At 73.0% G+C, this 18,219-nt stretch carries 16 protein-coding genes and 1 pseudogene; 2 read left to right on the top strand and 15 right to left on the bottom strand.

Features of this window, described 5'->3' with window-relative positions; all coding sequences use genetic code 11:
* Window positions 1-205: 205 nt before the first annotated feature.
* Window positions 206-1,363, bottom strand: coding sequence for an ROK family transcriptional regulator (locus ABZ079_RS17405; RefSeq protein WP_356940294.1), 1,158 nt, complete (start codon window positions 1,361-1,363; stop codon window positions 206-208).
* 167 nt (window positions 1,364-1,530) lie between these two features.
* Here ABZ079_RS17405 and ABZ079_RS17400 point away from each other — a divergent pair, with 167 nt between their 5' ends.
* Together ABZ079_RS17400 and ABZ079_RS17395 are read left to right on the top strand one after the other, a co-directional pair.
* Entirely contained in the window at window positions 1,531-2,091 is a 561-nt protein-coding gene (locus ABZ079_RS17400) for an ABC transporter permease (RefSeq protein WP_356940293.1), read from the top strand.
* A 41-nt stretch (window positions 2,092-2,132) separates the two neighbouring features.
* Window positions 2,133-2,576, top strand: coding sequence for a hypothetical protein (locus tag ABZ079_RS17395; RefSeq protein WP_356940292.1), 444 nt, complete (start codon window positions 2,133-2,135; stop codon window positions 2,574-2,576).
* A gap of 245 nt (window positions 2,577-2,821) precedes the next feature.
* Here ABZ079_RS17395 and mug read toward each other — a convergent pair whose 3' ends face one another.
* From mug to bioB, 14 genes and pseudogenes are all read right to left on the bottom strand, one after another.
* The gene (mug, locus tag ABZ079_RS17390; RefSeq protein WP_356940394.1) at window positions 2,822-3,376 is read right to left on the bottom strand and encodes a G/U mismatch-specific DNA glycosylase; all 555 of its coding nucleotides are present in this window, start codon (window positions 3,374-3,376) and stop codon (window positions 2,822-2,824) included.
* Window positions 3,373-4,815 carry an adenylosuccinate lyase gene (purB, locus tag ABZ079_RS17385; RefSeq protein WP_356940291.1) on the bottom strand — a complete coding sequence of 481 codons (1,443 nt, stop codon included), beginning with the start codon at window positions 4,813-4,815 and terminating at the stop codon, window positions 3,373-3,375. The genes mug and purB overlap by 4 nt, the downstream gene beginning before the upstream one ends.
* A gap of 59 nt (window positions 4,816-4,874) precedes the next feature.
* Window positions 4,875-5,232: pseudogene (locus ABZ079_RS17380) on the bottom strand (DUF4326 domain-containing protein).
* Between the two features lie 10 nt (window positions 5,233-5,242).
* Window positions 5,243-6,031, bottom strand: coding sequence for an SGNH/GDSL hydrolase family protein (locus ABZ079_RS17375; protein WP_356940290.1), 789 nt, complete (start codon window positions 6,029-6,031; stop codon window positions 5,243-5,245).
* An 89-nt stretch (window positions 6,032-6,120) separates the two neighbouring features.
* Entirely contained in the window at window positions 6,121-7,134 is a 1,014-nt protein-coding gene (locus ABZ079_RS17370) for a hemolysin family protein (protein WP_356940289.1), read from the bottom strand.
* Window positions 7,131-8,471, bottom strand: a complete 1,341-nt coding sequence (locus tag ABZ079_RS17365; RefSeq protein ID WP_356940288.1) for a hemolysin family protein — start codon at window positions 8,469-8,471, stop codon at window positions 7,131-7,133. The genes ABZ079_RS17370 and ABZ079_RS17365 overlap by 4 nt, the downstream gene beginning before the upstream one ends.
* Window positions 8,472-8,622: 151 nt before the next feature.
* The gene (locus tag ABZ079_RS17360; protein ID WP_356940287.1) at window positions 8,623-9,048 is read right to left on the bottom strand and encodes a GNAT family N-acetyltransferase; all 426 of its coding nucleotides are present in this window, start codon (window positions 9,046-9,048) and stop codon (window positions 8,623-8,625) included.
* 45 nt (window positions 9,049-9,093) lie between these two features.
* A complete protein-coding gene (locus ABZ079_RS17355) occupies window positions 9,094-9,981 on the bottom strand; it encodes an LLM class F420-dependent oxidoreductase (protein ID WP_356940286.1) in 888 nt (295 codons plus the stop codon).
* Window positions 9,982-10,063: 82 nt separating this feature from the next.
* The gene (locus ABZ079_RS17350; protein ID WP_356940285.1) at window positions 10,064-12,631 is read right to left on the bottom strand and encodes an ABC transporter permease; all 2,568 of its coding nucleotides are present in this window, start codon (window positions 12,629-12,631) and stop codon (window positions 10,064-10,066) included.
* A gap of 3 nt (window positions 12,632-12,634) precedes the next feature.
* Window positions 12,635-13,477, bottom strand: coding sequence for an ABC transporter ATP-binding protein (locus ABZ079_RS17345; RefSeq protein WP_356940284.1), 843 nt, complete (start codon window positions 13,475-13,477; stop codon window positions 12,635-12,637).
* 554 nt (window positions 13,478-14,031) lie between these two features.
* Entirely contained in the window at window positions 14,032-14,724 is a 693-nt protein-coding gene (locus tag ABZ079_RS17340; protein ID WP_356940283.1) for a class I SAM-dependent methyltransferase, read from the bottom strand.
* 231 nt (window positions 14,725-14,955) lie between these two features.
* Complete coding sequence (bioD, locus tag ABZ079_RS17335; RefSeq protein ID WP_356940282.1) at window positions 14,956-15,672, bottom strand: dethiobiotin synthase; 717 nt, start codon at window positions 15,670-15,672, stop codon at window positions 14,956-14,958.
* A gap of 1 nt (window position 15,673) precedes the next feature.
* On the bottom strand, window positions 15,674-16,963 hold the full coding sequence (locus tag ABZ079_RS17330; protein ID WP_356940281.1) for an adenosylmethionine--8-amino-7-oxononanoate transaminase: 1,290 nt from the start codon (window positions 16,961-16,963) through the stop codon (window positions 15,674-15,676).
* Window positions 16,956-18,170: a biotin synthase BioB gene (gene bioB / locus ABZ079_RS17325; RefSeq protein WP_356940280.1), complete on the bottom strand. Its 1,215-nt coding sequence runs from the start codon at window positions 18,168-18,170 to the stop codon at window positions 16,956-16,958. Before bioB ends, ABZ079_RS17330 begins: the two co-directional genes overlap by 8 nt.
* Window positions 18,171-18,219 lie beyond the last annotated feature (49 nt).

Below are 18,219 nucleotides of genomic sequence, written 5' to 3'. Positions count from 1 at the left end.
CTGGGAGCGCGACGGCGCGGGGCGCGCCCGGCCGTCGTCCGGCATCCGGCGCACGGCCTCAGCAGCCCGTCCGCCGGGTGTCCCCCCGACTGCCGCCTGGGCCCGGAGCCGGCTGGCACCGATGCCCGCAGCCCGGTCTCACCGGTGCCCCGGAGCCGGCTGGCACCGATGCCGTAGCCCGGTCTCACCCGTGCCCCCGGCCGGGTCAGCGCCGTGCCGTCACCGTGCCCTCGACCGCGAACAACTGCTCCTCGACGTGGTCCAAGGCGAGCCGCAGCGCGCCCGTGGCCACGGCCGCCTCGCCCAGCAGGGACGGCGTCACCTGGGGCGGCCGCAGGCAGTAGCGGGCCAGTTCGCGGCGCAGCGGTTCCAGGACGCCGTCGAGACCGGCCGCCCAGCCGCCGATCACGACCAGTTCCGGATCGAGCGCCAGCACCAGCGCGGCCACGTCGTGCACGAGCCTCTGGATGAACCGGTCCACGGCCGCACGCGCCCGCTGGTCGCCCGCGCGTGCCAGCGCGAACACCTCGGCGACCGCCTGCTCGTCCAGCGGGTGCAGCGGCTCGTCGGTGGTGGACAGCAGCGTCTCCGGCGTCGCCTCCCGGCCCAGTAGATGCAGCGCCCCGATCTCCCCGGCGGCCCCGCCGTAACCGCGGTGCAGCCGCCCGCCGATCAGCGAACCCGCCCCGGGGCTCAACCCGGCCAGCACGAACACCACGTCGTCGGTCTCGGTCGCCGCGCCCTTCCAGTGCTCGGCGACGGCCGCCGCGTTGGCGTCGTTCTCCACCAGCACCGGGCACTTGAAGGAGCGGCTGAGCCGGTCACCGAGCTTCAGACCCGTCCACTGCGGCAGGGCCGTGCTCAGCCGTACCGTGCCGTCGGCCTCCACGATGCCCGGGGTGCCCACACCTACCGCCCTCAGCGAGCCGCGTGCGACCCCGGCCCGGCGCAGCAACTCAGCGACCGCGCCGCGCAGCCGGTCGAGCCGCTCGTCCGCCGGGGCGGCTACGTCCACCTCCTTGGCCTGCGCGCCCAGCACCCGCCCGTCCAGGTCGGACAGGAGCGCGGCGACCCGGTGCGGCCCGATCTCCAGGCCCAGCAGATGCCCCGCCTCGGCCCGGAACCGGAACCGGCGGGCGGGCCGCCCCTGACGGCGCGTGGTGTTCTCGTCCGCCGCCGTCTCCACGACGAGTCCGGCCTCGATGAGCCCTTCGACGACGCCCTCGACGGTCGGCCGGGACAGTCCGGTGACCCGGGTGACCTCGGTGAGCGTCGCGCAGTCCGTGGCACGCAGCGCGTGCAGCACCACCGCGGAATTGATCCTTCGCAGCAGCGAGGGATCGCCGCCGGTCAGCTGCCCCACCGTCCGTCCTTCCAGCTCGCGGCCGTGTTGGCCGGATCGTACTCAACCCGGCGCACCCCGGCGAGCGCCGGGTTCCGCCAGTCCGCGAGGGGCCGCCGTCGGATCAGCGGCAGTGCGACAGACGCGGTCGCGGGCCGTGGAGCAGCGCGGTACGACAAACCCGGCGCGTGGGCCGCCATGGAGCAGCGCTACGACACCAGCCGGACGCGGGTATCGCCTTGGGGCGGGTCGCCGCGATCGCCATCGGGACGACGGCCGTTGCGTCCGAGTTTTGGGGCGGCGCGCTGGGGCTGACGCCGGCGGCGGTGCCCGACCGCCGGCGCTGCCTCGCCGCGAAGGCGGCGGCGATCGCCCTGCCCGTGCCGGCGGTCGGTCCGCTCACCGGTCTGGTGACGCTGCTGGTCGGCAGGACGGTCCTCGCGGACTCCGGGCCGGCCTGGGCCGAGGGGCCGCGCGGTGCCGTCGGCTGCGGGCTGTGCCTGACGCCGACGGCCCTGTTCGCCGCCGGAATCGCGGCCGTCCCGTGCAGCGGAGTGGCCACCCTCTCCCTCCTGATCCCGTTCCTGCTGATCGTGTCCTTCGTCGTCGGCGACCTGCCCGGCCAAGTGGCCCTGCACAGGCCCCGGGAGGGTTCCCTCGGCCCGTGGAGCGGGCTCGCGGTCACCGCGCTGTGGACGGCGGCGGCCCTGCTCGCCGGTGCACGGGCCCTCGTCGGGAGGGACGCCTGACAGCCCGCCAATTGTCAGTGGTGCCCGCTTTACTGGATCGCATGGACATCGCGAACCACCTTGCTGTGATCGACCGGCTGTGTGCCCGGGACTTCCCGGCAGAGCGCGGTGGGACGGACGTCGGCACGGGCGGACCGGGGTACCTGATAGCCGAGTTACGGAGCAGCGGCGACTTCTCGGAGGACGACGGCACCGAACGGGAGGAGACCGAGGCGCAGTACGAGGCCGACCGGGACGCGCTGGCGGAGCGGCTCACCGAACGCTGGGGGCCGCCGCAGCACTTCAGCCTGTACAGCGTCCTGGAGCGGACGATCGAGGGCGAGGACGGGACGGAGCCGTGGGCCGGGCTGAGCGGTCATGTTCCCGACGTCCACCTGTGGCGGGTGCCGGAGGCGGGCCGCTGGGTCGCCCTCGGGGTGTCGCGGTGGGGGGACGAACTGCCGTTCCAGCTGCTGGCGGTGATCACGGACACGGACCCTCCCTGAGTGACCGGACCGCAGCCTCGCGGGCTCACGGGCCGCCGGTCGACCGCACCGGGAGACCGGGCCTGTCGGACGCGACGGTCACGAGGCCCGGGACACGGTTCCGAGCGGGGACCGCCATGTCGGGGGCCAGGCGGATCGGAACGGCAGGTCGGGAACGGCGGGCCGGAACGGCAGGCCCGGCACAGGCGGGGCCGCCTCGGACTCCCGCACCGGCCGGAGTGCCACTCGAGCGGCCGGAACGGTGTTCAGCCCTCCGCCGCCGTGCGCAGCCGGGCGAACTCCTCCGCCATCGTCGCCGCCGTCCAGTGCGCGTTCAGACCGCTGGGATTGGGCAGCACCCACACCCGGGTGTCCCCGATGGTCCGCTCCTGAGGTCCGACCCGGGCGTTGCGGTCGCCGAAGGCGGCTCGGTACGCGGTCACCCCGACCACGGCCAGCCACCTCGGCCCGAGCCGCGTCACCTTGGCGGTCAGCAGCCGCCCGCCCTCCAGGTACTCCTCGGCGGTCAGCTCGTCCGCACGCGCGGTCGCCCGCGCCACCACGTTCGTGATGCCCAGCCCGTACGACAGCAGCTCCCGTTGCTCGGCCGGCTTCAGCAGCCTCGGCGTGAAGCCGGACAGGTGCAGCACCGGCCAGAACCGGTTGCCGGGACGGGCGAAGTGGTGGCCCGTCGCCGCCGTCATCAGCCCGGGGTTGATGCCGCAGAACAGCACACGGAGGCCGTCCGCGACGACGTCCGGGACGAGACGGTCGCGGGCGGCCTCCAGGTCCGCCTTCGTGAAGCGGGGAGAACGGGTCAGAGGATCGCTCCAGGGGTGTATCCGGCGGCCGCCGGGTGCTGCTTGACGATCTCCTCGATCCGGCCGACGACCACGCCGACCTGGTCGGCCGCGGCACCGGTGAAGGACAGCTTGTCGGCCATCAGCGCCGCCAGCTGCTCACGGCCGAGCGGCAGCCGCTCGTCGGCGGCGAGCTTGTCGAGCAGGTCGTTGCGCTCGGCGCCCTGCTCACGCATGGCGAGCGCGGTGGCCACGGCGTTCTCCTTGATCGCCTCGTGCGCGACCTCGCGGCCGACCCCGGCCCGCACGGCGCCCATCAGCACCTTGGTGGTGGCCAGGAACGGCAGGTAGCGGTCCAGCTCCCGGGCGACGACGGCCGGGAACGCACCGAACTCGTCCAGAACCGTCAGGAACGTCTCCAGCAGACCGTCCAGCGCGAAGAACGCGTCCGGCAGCGCGACCCGGCGCACCACCGAGCAGGACACGTCGCCCTCGTTCCACTGGTCCCCGGCCAGCTCACCGGTCATCGAGGCATAGCCGCGCAGGATGACCATGAGACCGTTGACGCGCTCGCAGGAGCGGGTGTTCATCTTGTGCGGCATCGCCGAGGAACCGACCTGACCCGGCTTGAAGCCCTCGGTGACCAGCTCGTGCCCGGCCATCAGCCGGATCGTCTTGGCCAGCGAGGACGGGGCTGCCGCCAGCTGCACCAGCGCGGTGACGACCTCGTAGTCCAGCGAGCGCGGGTAGACCTGGCCGACCGAGGTGAACGCCTGCGAGAAGCCGAGGTGCCGCGCGATCCGGTTCTCCAGCTCGGCGAGCTTCGAGGCGTCGCCGCCGAGCAGGTCGAGCATGTCCTGCGCGGTGCCGACCGGGCCCTTGATGCCGCGCAGCGGGTAGCGGTTCAGCAGCTCCTCGACGCGGCCGTGGGCGACGAGCAGCTCGTCGGCGGCGGTCGCGAAACGCTTGCCGAGGGTGGTGGCCTGCGCGGCGACATTGTGGGAGCGGCCGGCCATGACCAGTTCGGCGTACTCGCCGGCGAGCTTGCCGAGGCGCGCCAGCACGGCCACGGTCCGGTCGCGCATCAGCTCCAGCGAGAGCCGGATCTGCAGCTGCTCGACGTTCTCGGTGAGGTCGCGGGAGGTCATGCCCTTGTGCACGTGCTCGTGCCCGGCGAGGTCGTTGAACTCCTCGATCCGCGCCTTCACATCGTGCCGGGTGACCTTCTCGCGCTCGGCGATCGAGGCCAGGTCGACGGTGTCGAGGACACGCTCGTAGTCGGCGATCGCCTCGTCCGGCACCTCGATGCCGAGGTCCTTCTGGGCCCGCAGCACGGCGAGCCAGAGCTGCCGCTCCAGCTTCACCTTCTGCTCGGGGGACCAGAGCGTGGCGAGCTCGGCGGAGGCGTAACGTCCGGCGAGGACGTTGGGGATGCGGGGCTTGGCGGGCGCAGAAGTCACGTGTCCAGATTCTACTGGCGGTTTGTGCAGGCCAGCGCCATGGGGTTGTTCGGCGGATACTACGAGACGCCGGTCACCTCGTCCGTGTCGGCCGACTGGGCCAGGACATCCGCGTGACAGGGCTCCGGCGCGCACCGGCAGGCCAGCGTCTTCCCGCGCAGCTCCGCGACCAGGTCCGGCAGCTCCGGGCCGTTCCAGCAGGTGCGCCCGGTACATGGCCGGCACCTCGGCCCGGGTGCCGTCCCGCCTCTTCTTCGGGGTGTCGTAGGCGAACGGCTTGTACAGGGGGTGCCGGGGCAGATCCCAGCCGCTCAGGGGCCAGCGGCGGCCGACGTGGACCACCTCGGCGGGCGCGTGCTCCGGCCGGGGACCGAACTCGTGCATCCGGCCCCGGACACTGATCACGCGGGTGGTCATGACCGAGAGGCTACGCCGGGCCCTCGTACGGCAGCAGCTCCGGCCGCTTCGCCGGGCGGCCGTCGCCCGAGGAACGGCCGGTCAGCCGTCGGCCTATCCACGGCAGCAGGTGCTGCCGGGCGAAGCGCACGTCAGCCACCCGCCGGGCCATCCAGCCCGGCGGGAGCGTGGCCGCGATCGGCACGTGCCACTCGGTGTCCTCCGGCTCGTACCCGAGCGTCTGCCACACCGCCTCGGCGACCCGGCGATGACCCTCGGCCGTCAGATGCAGCCGGTCCACGTCCCACAGCCGCGGATCGGCCAGCGAGGGCGCCCCGTACAGGTCGGCCACCACGGCGCCATGTTTCTCGGCCAGTTCGTCCACGCAGACGAACAGCTCCTCCATGCGCGGCCGGAACCGCTCCAGCACCGGGCCCTGACGGCCGGGGCTGCGCATCAGCACCAGCTGCCCGCAGGACGGGGCCAGCCGCTCCACGGCCTCGGTCAGCAGACCCTTCACACGGCCCATGTCGCACTTGGGCCGCAGGGTGTCGTTGAGACCGCCGACCAGGGTGATGACGTCGGCGTTCATGGCCGCCGCCACCTCCACCTGCTCGTCGACGATCTGCCCGATCAGCTTCCCGCGCACGGCGAGGTTGGCGTACCGGAAGCCGGGCGCACGAGCCGCCATCCGCGCGGCGAGCAGGTCGGCCCAGCCCCGGTAGGTGCCGTCGGGCAGCAGGTCCGACATGCCCTCGGTGAAGGAGTCGCCGACCGCGACCAGGCTGGTGTGCGTGGGAGCTGTGGGATTCGTCTGCATGGCGACAGCGATGGTATCCCGGCTCCATACCCACCGGTCGGTCGCCCTCGACTCCTCGGCAGACCCGCCCGCGCCAGGACCACGGGGCCTTACGCAGGCTGCCCGAACAGCTCCCGCAGCACGTCCTCCATGGTCACCAGTCCCGCCAGCCGGCCGTCCTCGCCGAGCACGGCCGCCAGATGCGTCCGACTGCGCCGCATCGCGGTGAGCACGTCGTCCAGCGGGGTCCGCTCGCGCACCCGCGGGATGGCCCGCATGTCCCGCAGCCGGAACGGCACGTCCCGCGGCGAGGCGTCCAGCGCGTCCTTGACGTGCAGGTAGCCCACGATCCGCCGTCCCGCGTCGACCACAGGGAAGCGGGAGAAACCCGACTCGGCCGACAGCCGCTCCAGCTGCTCCGGGGTGACGCCCACGCGCGCGTACACCACGCGTTGCAGCGGTACCACCACGTCCCGCACGGGCCGGCTGCCCAGCTCCAGGGCGTCGTGCAGCCGTTCCTGCGCCCGGTCGTCGATCAGGCCCGCCTCGCTGGCGTCCTTGACGATCTCGGCGAGTTCGGTGTCCGTGAAGGTCGCCGCCACCTCGCCCTTCGCCTCGACGCGCAACAGCTTCAGCAGCCCGTTCGCGAAGGCGTTGATCGTGAAGATCACCGGGCGCAGCGCCCGGGACAGCGCGACCAGCGGCGGACCGAGCAGCAGCGCGCTGCGCACCGGTTCCGCGAGGGCGATGTTCTTGGGGACCATCTCGCCCAGCAGCATGTGCAGGTACGTCGCCAGGGTCAGCGCGATCACGAAGGACACGGCGTGGCCCGCGCTGACGGGCACGCCCACCGCGTGGAACACCGGCTCCAGCAGGTGCGCGATCGCCGGTTCGGCGACCACACCGAGGACCAGGGTGCACAGCGTGATGCCGAGCTGGGCGGCGGCCAGCAGCGCCGACACGTGTTCCAGGCCCCACAGCACGCTCTTCGCACGCCGGTCACCCTCCTGGGCGAGCGGCTCGACCTGCGAGCGGCGTACGGAGATCAACGCGAACTCGGCGCCCACGAAGAAGGCGTTGACGACGAGGGTCGCCAGACCGATCAGCAGCTGTACGGCGGTCACCGCGCCCCCTCCGGCGTCTCGTCGGCCTCGTCGTCCAGCGGTGCGTGCAGCAGCACTCGGGCCGCCCGGCGGCCCGAGTCGTCCACCACGTCCAGCCGCCAGCCGGCGACCTCGACGCTGTCACCGTTCTCGGGTATCCGGCCCAGCTCCCTGGCGACCAGGCCGGCGAGGGTCTCGTACGGCCCCTCGGGTACGCGCAGGCCCACGCGCGCGAGCTGGTCGGTGCGGGCGGCGCCGTCGGCCGAGTACAGGGCCCGGCCCTCGGCGTCCGCGCCGGCGGGGGCGAGGTCGGGCGTCTCGTGCGGATCGTGCTCGTCCCGCACCTCGCCGACGACCTCCTCGACGATGTCCTCCAGCGTCGCCACGCCGGCCGTGCCGCCGTATTCGTCGATGACGACGGCCATGGTGCGTCTGCCGGCGAGCCGGTCCAGCAGCCGGTCCACGGTCAGGGACTCGGGCACCAGCAGCGGCTCGCGCATCACCTGGGAGACGCGGCGGTGGCGCCGCTGCTCGGCGGGCACGGCCAGTACGTCCTTGATGTGGGCGATGCCGACCACCGAGTCCAGGACGCCCCGGTAGACGGGGAACCGGGACAGGCCGGTGGCCCGGGTCGCGTTGGCCACGTCCGCGCAGGTGGCCTGGGTGTCGAGGGCGATGACCTGGACGCGCGGAGTCATGACGTTCTCCGCCGTCAGATCGGCCAGGTTCAGCGTCCGGACGAACAGCTCGGCGGTGTCCGGCTCCAGGGAGCCCGCCTTCGCGGAGTGCCGGGCGAGGGCGGCCAGCTCCTGCGGACCGCGCGCGGAGGCCAGCTCCTCGGCCGGTTCGATGCCGAGCCGGCGCACGAAACGGTTGGCCGTGTGGTTCAGGTGCGTGATGAAGGGCCGGAAGGCCGCACTGAACCAGCGCTGTGCGCTGCCCACCCGCTTCGCCACGGCCAGGGGCGAGGAGATCGCCCAGTTCTTGGGCACCAGCTCGCCGACGACCATCAGGAAGACCGTTGACAGGGCCGTGCCCAGCACCAGCGCGACCGACGCCGCCGTCGTCTGCGACAGGCCCATCGCCTTGAACGGCCCGGCGAGCAGCTTGGCGATCGACGGCTCGGCGAGCATGCCGACCACCAGGTTGGTGACGGTGATGCCGAGCTGGGCGCCGGAGAGCTGGAAGGTCAGGTTCCGTACGGCCTTCAGGGCACCCGCCGCGCCGCGCTCGCCGCGTTCGGCGGCCCGTTCCAGCTCGCCGCGCTCGACCGTGGTCAGCGAGAACTCCGCCGCCACGAAGGCGCCGCAGGCGAGCGACAGCAGGATCGCCACCAGAAGGAGCAGCACTTCGGTCATCGGGTCACCCCTGTCCCATGGTCGGACGGGGCAGGGGAGAACGCGCGGTGTCGCGGCCTGGGAGGCTCGCCCATGGGCGGACGCTCACAACCTTTCATAGAGGGCCGAGTGCTCCCTCTAGGGTAAAGGATGAGCAAAGAAGTCCCTTGACTCAGTCGGCGAGCGGCTTCACCCAGCGCCGCCACCGCTCCTCCGGCCCGTAACCGGCGGCCCGCCAGGCGCGGTGCGCGGTCTCGTTGCGGACCAGCACCATCGCGTCCGCGCGCCGGCCGCCGAGCCGTGCGAAGCGCTCCTCGGCGGCGGCCAGCAGCGCCGAACCGACGCCCTGCCGCCGCCGCTGCGGATGCACCGCGAGCCGGTACAGATGGCACCGCCAGCCGTCGAAGCCGGCGATCACCGTGCCGACCAGCTCGCCCGCCGACTCGGCGAGGATCAGCGCCTCCGGGTCGCGGGCGACCAGCCGCTCCACCCCGGCGCGGTCGTCGCTGATGCTCGTACCCTCGGCGGCCGTCCTCCAGAAGGCGAGGACGGGGTCGAGGTCGTCGGGGACGGCAGGGCGTATATGCAGGGCGGTCATGTCATCACCGGATCACCGACCGGCTGCCCGACGTCGGGAATTCCATCATGCGGACTCCTCCCGCAGCCGTTCCATCACCGGCGCGAACGCCTCCATGGACGGTTCCAGGACGGTCAGGTACGAGAAACCGAACCGCTCGCGCTGCGCCCGCACCTTCGCGACGACGTCCTCGAGGGGACCCGCCAGCACGATGGGCAGCGCCAGCGCCTGGTCCACGGTCAGCTGCGACTGGCGTTCCAGCAGCGGCTTCACGACGGGCTCGGGGTCGTCGGTGACGTCCACCAGCTGGAGCAGCAGGTTCAGCTCGGCGGGTGCCACACGGTCCACCGCCAGCCGGCGGTAACGGGCCACCCGCTCGTCCAGTTCCTCGGCGGTGAGGGGCTCCAGCGAACCCGGAGTGCTCCCCGGCCGGGCCCCGGTGAACGCCGCGATGTCCGCGTGCTCGGCGGTCAGGCGCAGCATCCGGTCGCCGTTGGCCCCGATCAGCAGCGGTACCCGGGACTGGGCGGGCCGCGGCTGGTGCTCGTCCGAGCCGAGCAGCCGGTCCAGCTCCTCGACCGTGCGCCGGAGATGGTCCACCCGCTCGCGCGGCGAACCGTAGGGCAGCCCGGCCGCCTCATGCTCCGCCTGCACGTACCCGGTGCCAAGACCGAGTTCGAGGCGACCGCCGGTCAGCGCGTCCGTGGTCGCCACCTCGCGCGCCAGCAGCGCCGGATTCCAGAAGCCCGCGTTGAGCACGAACGTGCCGAGCCGGGGCCGTTCGGTCGCCCCGGCCGCGGCGACCAGCGCCGGGAACGGCGCGACCATTCCCAGGTGGTCGGGAACGAGGATCACGTCATACCCCAGCTCCTCGGCCCTACGGCACTTGGCGCGCCACTCGGCGGCGGGCGCGGGCGTGAGCAGGTTGACCCCGAAGCGGAACGGACGCGGCATGAACTCTCCCCGTGAGAGTGTGACTTGGCTCTGGCGCCCCGATTCCATCACGCCCGCGGCACGCTCAGGAAAGGGTTTCCGGTCACTCGTGCGCGATCGCCGCCAGCACGTTCATCCGCGACGCCCGCAGCGCCGGCAGCAGGGCCGCCACGACGCCAACCAGCGCCGAGCCGATCACGACCGCGACGATCGTGCCCCAGGGGATCGCGAGCGCCGTCAGTCCGCGCAGCGCCAGCACCCGCTGCATACAGACACCCCACACGAGCCCCAGCGCCAGCCCCAGGACCGCGCCGAACACCGCGATCACCACCGACTCCAGCCGGATCATCCGGCGCAACTGCCGCCGCCCCAGGCCGATCGCGCGCAGCAGCCCGATCTCCCGGGTGCGCTCCACCACCGACAGCGCGAGGGTGTTGACCACGCCGAGCACGGCGATGACGATCGCCAGCCCGAGCAGCGCGTACACCAGGTAGAGCAGCACGGCGATCTGGTCGTGGACCAGCTTCTTGTAGTCGGTCTGGTTGCGCACCTGGACCTGCGGGAACGGCTTCAGCGCCCGCTCCAGACGGGGCCGCAGGTCCTCCGCCTTGGTCCCGGGGGCCGCGTTGACGTACAGCACGGAGTCCTGCCCGCGAGGCACGTACGTCTCGAGCGTCCCGAGACCGAAGAAGACGCCGCCCTGGGTGCCGAAGCCCTCGGCCGAGCCCTGGTCGGTGAGCGCCCCGACCGTCAGCTGCGCCCGGCGTCCGCCCGGGAACTCGACCGGGAGCACGCTGCCGACCCGCACGCCGTGGTCCTTCGCGAAGCCGATGTCCATGGCGAGGTGCCCGTCCGCCAGCGCGGCCGCCGAACCGCCACGCGCGTAGGCGATGTGCACGACGTCGTCGAGCCGGGGGCCGTATCCGGCGGCGTTCGTCTTCACCCGGTCGCCGTCCGGCAGCCGCACGGCGACGGGGCTGAGCCGCTGCCGTACGACGAGCCCGACGCCGCGCGTCGCGCCCACGATCTCCGTGACCTCCTTGGTGTAGGGCATGAAGTTGGCGTTCTGGACGATGAAGTCGGCGCCCAGCGTCTTGTCGATCTGCCGGTCGAACGATGCGGAAAGGGAGGCGCTCGCCACCGACATCCCGCCGACGAGGGCGAGGCCGACCATCAGCGCGGCGGCCGTGGCGCCGGTACGGCGCGGATTGCGCAGGGCGTTGCGCTGACTCATCCGTCCCACCGGGCCGAACAGCGCGGGAAAGGCCGCGCCCAGCACCCGGATCACCGGCCGCACCAGCAAGGGTCCGGCGACCACGGTCGCGATGAGCGTCAGGACCACGCCGAGCCCCAGCAGTGAGGCCGCCTGAGCGGTCCTCGTGGCCACCGCACACCCGGCCAGCGCGGCAGCACCGGCCACCCCGACCACCGCTCCCGCGATCGCCCGCACCGTCAACGGCCTGCCCACCCCGGCCACTTCGGCGTCCGCGAGCGCGGCCATCGGGGAGACGGCCGCCGCGCGCCGCGCGGGCAGATAGGCGGCCACGAAGGTGACGCCGAGACCGACGACGTACGCCGCGGCGGGCGTCCCCCAGCCGATGACCATCTCCGTGGTCCTCAGATTCATCCCGAACGCGCTCATCAGCCGGATCAGCCCGAGGGCCAGCCCGATCCCGGACCCGAGTCCGAGCGTGGAGCCGACAAGACCCAGCAGCAGCGCTTCCGTGAGCACCGACCGCCGCACCTGCCGCCGGTCGGCGCCGAGCGCCCGCAGCAGGCCGAGTTCCCGGGTGCGCTGGGCGATGAGCATGGAGAAGGTGTTGACGATGAGGAACACGCCGACGAGCAACGCGACACCGGCGAAGCCCAGCATCACGTACTTGACCACGTCGAGGAAGGTGCCGAGGTTGGCCGCAGCCGACTTGGCCTGCTCGTCCGCGGTCTTCAGGTCATAGGTGCCGCTGCCGATCGCCGCACCGACGCGCCGCTTGAGTTCCGCGTCGGTCACGCCCTTCGCCGCGTCCACGGAGACGCTGGTCGCCTTCGCGGCGGAACCGAGCAGTGCCCGGCCGGCGACCGCCGGGTCCAGGAACACCCGGGCCGCGCCCGGATTGGTCGTGGTGAAGGCGGCGATGCCGACGACCCGGACCTTGAAGGTGCCCGGCTGCGCCTGCACGGTCAGCGTGTCGCCGATCCGTACGTCCTTCCTGTCGGCCGTGTCGGCGTCCAGCAGCGCTTCGCCCGCCCCGTGCGGCGCGTGACCGGAGGTCAGCTTCACCGGACTGTGGCGGGTGACGTACCAGGAACCGGCGATGGTGGGGGCGCCGGTGGTCGGGCCGACGGACCTGTCGCGGCCGTCGACCACCACGACGTTCTGCACCGACACGTCGGCGTGGGCCGCCGCGACACCGGCGACCTTCGCCACGCGGTCCCGCAGCGCGGCGGGCACGGTCTGCACCGCACCGGTCGGCCGGGCCGACCGCAGGTCCTCCTTCGGCCCCACGGTCACGTCGGCGGCGGTCGAGGCGAAGAGCCGGTCGAAGGTACGGGTGACGGTGTCGGAGAAGATCAGACTGCCCGAGACGAACGCCACGGACAGCAGTACGGCCAGCCCGGACAGGGCCAGCCGCCCCTTGTGGGCGAGGAAACTCCGCAGGGTCGCCTTGAGCACCGGTCACTCCTCCCGGACGGTGACGTCGTCGCCGAGCCGGTCGCGGACCCCGTCGAAACCGGGGGACTGGGGGTTTCCCCCAGGGAAAATCCGCATGCGCTCCAGGACGGCCTCCGCCGTAGGCCGCTCCATGTCGTCCACGATCTGCCCGTCGGCGAGGAACAGCACCAGGTCGGAGTGGGCGGCGGCACCCGGGTCGTGGGTGACCATGACGACGGTCTGGCCGAGATCGTCAACGGCGCTGCGCAGAAAGCCCAGCACCTCGAGTCCCGCCCTCGAGTCCAGATTGCCGGTCGGCTCGTCGGCGAAGATCAGCTCGGGCCGGGAGGCCAGCGCCCGCGCGCACGCGACGCGCTGCTGCTGACCGCCGGAGAGCTGCGCCGGCCGGTGCGTCAGGCGCCCGCGCAGGCCGAGGGCGTCGATGACCTGGTCCAGCCACTTCTCGTCGGGTTCCCGGCCCGCGATGTCCATCGGCAGGGTGATGTTCTCGGCGGCGGTCAGGGTGGGGATGAGGTTGAACGACTGGAACATGAACCCGATCCGGTCCCGCCTGAGCCGGGTCAGCTCCCGTTCCTTCAGCCCCGTGATCTCGGTGTCTCCCAGCCACACCTGACCGGCCGACACGGTGTCGAGACCCGCCAGGCAGTGCATGAGCGTGGACTTCCCGGACCCCGAGGGGCCCATCACGGCGGTGAAGCGGCCGCGCGCGATGTCCACGTCCACCGAGTCCAGGGCGATCACGGCCGTCTCGCCGGAGCCGTACGCCTTGGTCAGCGCGCGGGCGCGGGCGGCGACCCCGCCGTCCGGCGCGCGACCCGGGGCGTGCTCCGTAGCAGGTGTGGACAAGACCGCCTCCCGGTCGCCTCGATGTCCCCGACTCCTTGGTACGGGCTGAGCCTAGTGTGACCCGTCCCACAGCCAGAATCCCCGAAGGGGCCGAGGACACGGCCGGAGTGCGAGGGAACCCGCCCCGCGCCCTCGCCGGTGCCGGCGCGCCCGCGAACGCGCCCCGGCCGCGGGATTTGCGTCGACCGCTCCGTCGAAGAGCTGGTCAGACAGGACACCGGGGGCCGGGCGGACGTCCGTCGAGGCGGCCGCGGACTTCGCTGTTCGGCGAGCTGAGCAGCCAGGCGAGGTCGACGGGACGCCCGGGACCCCCGGGTCACCGACCGGGCGCGCCGTTCGCCGCCGTCGCCCGGCACCCGGCGGAGAGGTCCGGCATGCCCGCCTGCGACAGCCCGCACGCCCGCGCGGCGTCCCCGCCCCGGCTGCTCCTCCACCTGGACACCGGGAAAGTCGTCACCGCACCCGAGGAGGGCCGCGACCTCGCCCGGCCGGTCGGGGACGGCGCGGCGAGCCTCGACGGCATCGCGCGGGAGCCGCGCCTCCGGAGCAACCGATCAGCGCGCGTCCGGCTCGTCCGGCCGCCAGGCGACACCCAGCGCGCAGTACGAGGTCGGCAGCGCCGGGCCCTTCTCCGGCAGCGACACCCGCCGGAGCGGGCCGAGCCGGAAGCCGGCCTCGCGCAGCGCGGCGACCGGCTCCCGGGACAGGTGACAGCCGCCGTTCAGTACCGGCCACAGGGTACGGTCCAGGGCCTGCTGGGTCAGCGTCATCACCCGGCCGCCGCCTTGCCCGTGCTCGAAGAACCGCACCTCGCCACCCGGCCGGAGCACCCGCCGTACCTCGCCCAGTGCCCGCGCCACATCCCGCACGCTGCACAGCACCAGCGACAGCACGGCAGCGTCGAAGGCCTCGCTCTTCACGGGCAGCGCCTCCGCCGCGCCCGGCACCACGTCCACCGGCATCTGGGCCCGCAGCGCGGACTCCAGCGCCAACTGCCGCAAGCGCGGTTCCGGTTCGATCGCGACCACCTCCGCGACCGTGCCGGGATAGTGCGCGAAGTTCAGCCCGTTGCCCGCGCCGATCTCGATCACCCGCCCGGACAGCCCGGCGAGCAGCCGCTCACGCACCCCGGCCATGCCCAGCCGGGTTTCGGCGCCCACGCTGAGCCGGGCGTAGTAACGGGCGAACAGCGGGTGGTGGACGGGACCCCGTGCCACCTTGCCGGAGCCGGTGGACAACAGCCGCATGGCAACCTCCCGGAGCAAGGACGGGCCTAGGGAGAGTGTCCCCCGAGAAACACCGGCGCACCCCCCCGAACGGTTCGGGTGACGGCTGCGCCCAGCCCTTCCGGGGGCGACCGGCGGCCGACCGTACTCCGGTCGACGCGCGCGGGCAGTCGCGCATCGGCGCATGAGCAGAAGCGGGCGCCGGGGCACCGGGGTGTCGATCCACCGGTGCCCCGGCGCCCTGACCGGGTGCTAAGGCGTCGCCCTGATGTGGAAAGCAGCCGCGTCCCACGTCCCGTCCAGCCGGGGCGCGAGCCAGCCCGGCGCCGCCGTACGGAAGTCGGCCGGGGAGAGGGAGCCCGCTCCGGCCGGCAGCGCGCCGAGCAGCGGGGCGCCGGCCACCTCCGGCAGGTCGGCCACGTTGCAGCGGGCGGCGAGGTCGGGGGAGCCGGGCCAGCTGCCGATCACCACACCGGCCAACTCCAGGTCCCGCCGCCGTAGTTCGCGGGCGGTCAGTTCGGTGGCGTTCAAGGTGCCCAGACCGGCCGGGGTGACGACCACTACCGGCGCGTTCAGCAACCGGGCCGTGTCGGCCAGCGTGCCGCCCGCCGCGTCGAACCGGACGAGCAGCCCGCCCGCCCCCTCGACCAGCACCAGATCGTGCTCGGTGGCCAGCTTGGCGGCCCGGTCGGCCACCTCGTGCGGGTGCACCGGCGCCATTCCCGCCCGCCGGGCCGCCGTACCCGGCGCCAACGGCTCCGGATAGCGGGCCAGTTCGGTGGCCGTGACCGGCCCCGCGAGCCGTGCGACCTCGTCGGCGTCGCCGCGCTCGTCCGGCCGTACACCTGTCTGGGCGGCCTTCAGTACCGCCACCGAGCGCCCGGCCGCGAGGGCCGCGGCGGCGACGGCGGCGGTGGTGACGGTCTTGCCGACCTCCGTGCCCGTCCCCGTGATCACCAGTACCGGCATCTCATCCCTCCCGCGCCGCGGCGCACACCGCGCGCGCGATCCGTGTCACGTCCTCGTCCGGGGTGACGTACGGCGGCATCGTGTAGATCAGGTCGCGGAAGGGGCGCAGCCACACGCCCGCCCGCACGGCCGCCCGGGTCGCGGCGGCCGTGTCGACCTCGTGGTCGAGCTGGACGACCCCGATGGCGCCCAGCACGCGGACGTCGCGTACCCCGGGAAGCTCCGCGGCCGGCGCCAGCCCCTCGCGCAGGCCCGCCTCGATCCGCTTGACCTCCGACCGCCAGTCCTGGCCCAGCAGCAGGTCGAGGGAGGCGCAGGCCACGGCGGCCGCCAGCGGGTTGCCCATGAACGTCGGGCCGTGCGCGAGCACCGGCACGGCGCCCTGCGAGATCCCGTCGGCGATCCGCGCGGTGCACAAGGTGGCCGCCAGCGTCAGATAGCCGCCGGTCAGCGCCTTGCCCACGCACATCACGTCAGGTGAGACGGCCGCGTGGTCCGCCGCGAACAGCGCGCCGGTACGGCCGAAGCCGGTGGCGATCTCGTCGAACACCAACAGCACGTCATGCGCGTCGCACGCCTCGCGCAGCACGCGCAGATAGGCGGGGGAGTGGAAGCGCATGCCGCCCGCACCCTGCACCACCGGCTCCACGATCACCGCGGCCAGCTCGTCCGCGTGCTCCGCGACCAGCTCGCGCAGATGCTCCGCGTACGACTCCTCGTACTCCGCCGGCGGCATGTCCGCGAAGAGCTGACGCGGGAGCACACCGGTCCACAGCTCGTGCATCCCGCCCTCGGGGTCGCACACCGACATCGGGTTCCAGGTGTCGCCGTGGTAGCCGCCGCGCCAGGTCAGGAGCCGCTGTTTGCCCGGCCGGCCGAGCGAGCGCCAGTACTGGAGGCACATCTTCACGGCGACCTCGACCGACACCGACCCCGAGTCGGCCAGGAAGACGTGTTCCAGGCCCTCGGGCGACATATCGACAAGGCGCTTCGCGAGCCGTACGGCGGGCTCGTGCGTGAGCCCGCCGAACATGACATGGCTCATCCGGCCCAGTTGCCCCTGCGCCGCCTCGTTGAGGATCGGGTGGTTGTAGCCGTGGATGGCCGACCACCACGACGACATCCCGTCGACCAGCTCGCCCGAGCCGTCCGCGAGCCGCAGCCGGACCCCGCTCGCCGACTCCACGACGAGCGGTTCGGCGCGTCCGGGCATCGGCCCGTAGGGATGCCAGACGTGTCGCCGGTCCAGCTCCAGCAGTTCGGGCACGCTCAGGCGGAGCGGCTCAGGCATTGGGGGCGAGGTCCGTTCCGGTGCCCCGGCGCCGGACGGCGACGAGGTCCGTGCGCGGCTCGCCGGCCGCAGGGACGGTCGCCGTACCGCAGACGCCGCCCTTGTGCGAACCGCAGCCCGCGCTCTCGTGGGAGCCGCAGCCCGCGTCGGCGTGCGACCCGCAGCCGGCGCTCTCGTGCGATCCGCACGCGCCCCCGGCCTCCACCCGGTGCTCCGGCAACGTCACCTGGCCGGCGCCCTCCACCTCGAACCCGGCGTCCGCGATCATCTCCAGGTCGGCCTTGCCGGCCTGGCCCTCGCTGGTCAGGTAGTCGCCGAGGAAGATGGAGTTGGCCAGGTGCAGCGCGAGCGGCTGCATCGTGCGCAGATGGACCTCGCGGCCGCCCGCGATGCGGACCTCCACGTCCGGGCAGACGAAGCGGACCATCGCGAGGATGCGCAGGCAGCGCTGCGGGGTGAGGTTCCACTCCTTGGCCAGCGGGGTGCCCTCGAACGGGATCAGGAAGTTCACCGGGACGGAGTCCGGGTCCAGTTCACGCAGCGAGAAGACGACGTCGACGAGGTCCTCGTCGCTCTCGCCCATGCCCGCGATCAGACCGGAGCAGGCGGACAGGCCGGCCGCGTGCGCCTTGTGCACCGTGTCCACCCGGTCGGCGTACGTGTGGGTGGTGGTGATCTCGCCGTACGTGGACTCGGAGGTGTTCAGGTTGTGGTTGTAGGCGTCCGCGCCCGCCTCGCGCAGCCGTTCGGCCTGGCCGTCGGAGAGCAGACCCAGGCAGGCGCACACCTCGACGCCCTCGTTCTGCTCCTTGATCGCCTTGATGGTCTGTGAGACCCGGTCCACGTCCCGGTCCGTCGGACCGCGCCCGCTGGCGACCAGACAGACGCGCTTGGCGCCTCCCGCCAGACCGGCGGCGGCCGCCTCGGACGCCTCGTCGGGCTTGAGCCAGGTGTACTTGAGGATGCCGGCCGTGGAGCCGAGCCGCTGGGAGCAGTAGGAGCAGTCCTCCGGGCACAGGCCCGACTTCAGGTTCACCAGATAGTTGAGTTTCACCCGTCGCCCGAACCAGTGCCGGCGTACCTTTCCGGCCGCGGCCACCACATCGAGCAGGTCGTCGTCGGAGCTGGCCAGAACGGCGAGCGCTTCCTCGCGGGTCGGCAGCTCGCGCCGAAGCCCCTTGTCCACCAGCGTGTTCAGCAGGTCCATGAGGTCCGATCCTGTCCTACGGGACCGCTCCGGGCCAAGGAGAGTTTGC

This window comes from Streptomyces sp. NPDC006314 (assembly GCF_040613075.1).
In the GTDB taxonomy this organism is placed as follows: domain Bacteria; phylum Actinomycetota; class Actinomycetes; order Streptomycetales; family Streptomycetaceae; genus Streptomyces.
Note: the sequence above shows the minus strand (reverse complement) of the source record. Positions and strands in the feature narration are given on the sequence as shown.